Origin of the sequence: Sandarakinorhabdus rubra (assembly GCF_010994245.1) — a bacterium.
In the GTDB taxonomy this organism is placed as follows: Bacteria; Pseudomonadota; Alphaproteobacteria; order Sphingomonadales; family Sphingomonadaceae; genus Sandarakinorhabdus; species Sandarakinorhabdus rubra.
The window spans coordinates 1-2,674 of sequence record NZ_WMHO01000289.1; the positions used below are offsets into that span (position 1 = coordinate 1).

At 68.7% G+C, this 2,674-nt stretch carries 4 protein-coding genes; all 4 read right to left on the reverse strand.

What is annotated here, in order from left to right:
* A partial coding sequence (locus tag GJV64_RS13485; protein ID WP_164157881.1) for a DNA polymerase III subunit delta' occupies positions 1-730 on the reverse strand: 730 nt, incomplete at its 3' end.
* Positions 727-1,338, reverse strand: a complete 612-nt coding sequence (gene tmk, locus GJV64_RS13490; RefSeq protein WP_164157882.1) for a dTMP kinase — start codon at positions 1,336-1,338, stop codon at positions 727-729. The genes GJV64_RS13485 and tmk, both read right to left, overlap by 4 nt.
* Positions 1,338-2,492 carry a D-alanyl-D-alanine carboxypeptidase family protein gene (locus GJV64_RS13495; RefSeq protein ID WP_164157883.1) on the reverse strand — a complete coding sequence of 385 codons (1,155 nt, stop codon included), beginning with the start codon at positions 2,490-2,492 and terminating at the stop codon, positions 1,338-1,340. Before GJV64_RS13495 ends, tmk begins: the two co-directional genes overlap by 1 nt.
* Before the next feature lie 18 nt (positions 2,493-2,510).
* Positions 2,511-2,657, reverse strand: a complete 147-nt coding sequence (locus tag GJV64_RS13500) for an SPOR domain-containing protein (protein WP_268920649.1) — start codon at positions 2,655-2,657, stop codon at positions 2,511-2,513.
* Positions 2,658-2,674: the final 17 nt, after the last annotated feature.

Sequence of the window (2,674 nt, forward strand, 5' to 3'; positions counted from 1 at the left end):
CCGGGTTGGCGCGCTCCACCGGCAGTCCGGCCAGCGCCGCCAGCTCGCGCTCCAGTGCGGTGATGCCTGCCTCTCCCAGCGCCACGGCGCGGCCCGGGCAGCCTTCCGCAAGGCGGAGCAGCAATGCCTCGTCCTCGCCCGACAGATCGGCGGCCGCCAGCACCCTTGCCACGTCGGCATCGGGCAGGCGCGAGAAGCGCAAGGCGCGGCAGCGCGAGCGGATGGTGGGCAACAGCCGGCCGGGCAGGTGACTGACCAACAGGAAGATCGTGTTCTCAGACGGTTCCTCGAGATTCTTCAGTAGGGCATTGGCGGTGTTACGGTTCATGTCCTCGGCAGCGTCAATCACCACCACCCGGCGCGCGCCCAGCATCGGCGTGCCGGCCAGGAACTCGCGCAGCGGTTGGCCCTCGCTGTCCGGGCGGCGCGCGATCTGGCCAATCACGATCTCGGCACGCAGCTTGCCGGTCTTGGCGGGTGTCCGCTCGATCAGCCGAAAATCGAGGTGCGAGCCGGCCGCCATCAGCCGAGCGGCCTCGGCATCGGCCGGCACGCTGAAATCCGCTCCGGCCGGCGCCCCAGCCAGCAGCCAGGTGGCGGCTTCGCGCGCGAACAGCGCCTTGCCCAGCCCCTTCTGCCCGGTGAGCAGCCAAGCATGGTGCGGCCGGCCGCCGTCGCCAAAGGCCGCCATGAAGGCCGCCACCTGGGCCTGGTGGCCGATCAGCGTCATGCCAGCGCCGCGATGATGCGCGCGGAGACCGCGGCGATGCTGCCGCTGGCATCGATGGAGCGGCAGCGGGCAGGTTCTGCCGCCGGCAGCGCGACGAAGAAGCCCTGGACGCGGGCGTGAAACGCGGCCCCGATGGCCTCGAACCGCGCCTCTGCGCTCCCGCGCGCCGCAGCCCGCCGCAGGCCATCGGCTTCATCGAGCAGCAGCACCAGTGTGAGATCCGGCCACAGGCCCACGGCATCATCGTGCAGGCGGCAGAGCGCGGCATCGGGCAGGCCGCGCCCGGCACCCTGATAGGCGCGGGTCGAATCGATGAAGCGGTCGCACACCACGGTGGCCCCACGGCCGAGCGCCGGGCGGATCACGCGCTCGACATGGTCCACCCGCGCGGCGGTCATCAGCAGCGCATCGCTCCACGGCATCCAGCGGTCAGGCTCGCCGGTCACCGCCAGTGCGCGGATCGCTTCGGCGCCCGGCGTGCCGCCCGGTTCACGGGTCAACACCACCTCGTGGCCCTTGCCTCGCAGATGGTCGGCCAGCAGGCGCCCCTGCGTGGACTTGCCGCTCCCCTCCCCGCCTTCCAGCGTGATGAAGCGACCCCGCTGCATCAGGAGAAGAAGCTCATCATCCAGTTGAGGGCGCGGCGGAAAATGCCCGCCTCCTCGATGGCGACGGGCGTCACCAGCGGCACCTTCACCGGCGCCTGGCCCGGCATCGTCACCACCAGATTGCCCACCTGCTGGCCGGCCTTCAGCGGCGCCTTCAGGCCGGGCAGGCCTTCGACACTGGTCTTGCGCTCCATGCCAAAGCCGCGCGGCAGCGTCACGTACAGGTCACGCCCGGCCACTGCGGAGATCGTTGGTTCGGCGGCGTCCTCGATCGCCACCTTGCCCAGGCTCTGACCCTTCTTGCCCAACGGCACATTCTGCCAGGCAGCAAAGCCCCAGTTCATGAAATCGACGCTGGCCGACACCCGCTCGCCAAAGCTCGGCAGGCCGGCCACCACCATCACCAACCGCCGGCCGTTCTGGATGGCCGAACCGGTGAAGCCGTAGCCGGCCTCCTCGGTATGGCCGGTCTTCAGGCCATCGGCGCCCGGCACCTTGCCCAGCAGCGGATTGCGGTTGGACTGGGTGATGTCCTGCCCCGATCCCATGGTCTTGCCCCAGGTGAAGCCCTCCTTCTGGTAGAAGCGGGCATAAAGATCGGGGAAGTCGCGGATCGTGGCCTCCGCGATGGTGGCGAGATCGCGGGCGGTCACATATTCGTTCGGATCGGGCCAGCCATTGGTGTTGGCGAAATGGCTGTTCTTCAGGCCCAGCCGCTGCGCCTCGCGGTTCATCAACGCAACGTAATTGGCCTCGGTGCCGCCCAGCCCTTCGGCCAGCACGACGCAGGCATCATTGCCCGACAGGGTGACGATGCCGTGCAGCAGGTTTTCCACGCTTACCTGGCTGTTCACTTCCAGGAACATGGTGCTGCCCTGGTTGTTCCACTTCTTCCAGGTTTCGGGGCGCACCAGCACCTTCTGATCAAGGCTGGCCTCGCCAGCCTTGATCAGCTTGAAGGCAACATAGACGCTCATCATCTTGCCCATCGAGGCGGGCGGGATGCGCTTGTCAGCCTCCTTGGCAAACAGCACGCGTCCCGTTTGCACGTCCTTGAGATAGGCGATTGGGGCAGCGGTGTCATAGGCGGGCGCCTTGGCCTGGGCAGAGCTGGCGGCGGCAACGGCAAGAAGGGCAGGAACAGAAAAGCGCATCAACGGTTCAGTCCTCGATCAGCGGGAATTGATGGGGGGAATCAGACGGGCCTCGGCATAGCCGGCAGCGCGCACCTGCGCCAGCGCGGCATTGGCCAGCCCCTCGGCAGCGAACGGCCCCAGCCGCACCCGGGTCAGCCCGCCCGGCGCGGCCTCGGTGAGCACCGGGCCAAAGCCGGCGA

Coding starts and splice junctions, on each gene's coding strand:
- tmk (WP_164157882.1), bottom strand. CDS start 1,338: ATGCAGCGGGGTCGCTTCATCACGCTGGAAGGCGGGGAGGGGAGCGGC.
- GJV64_RS13495 (WP_164157883.1), bottom strand. CDS start 2,492: ATGCGCTTTTCTGTTCCTGCCCTTCTTGCCGTTGCCGCCGCCAGCTCT.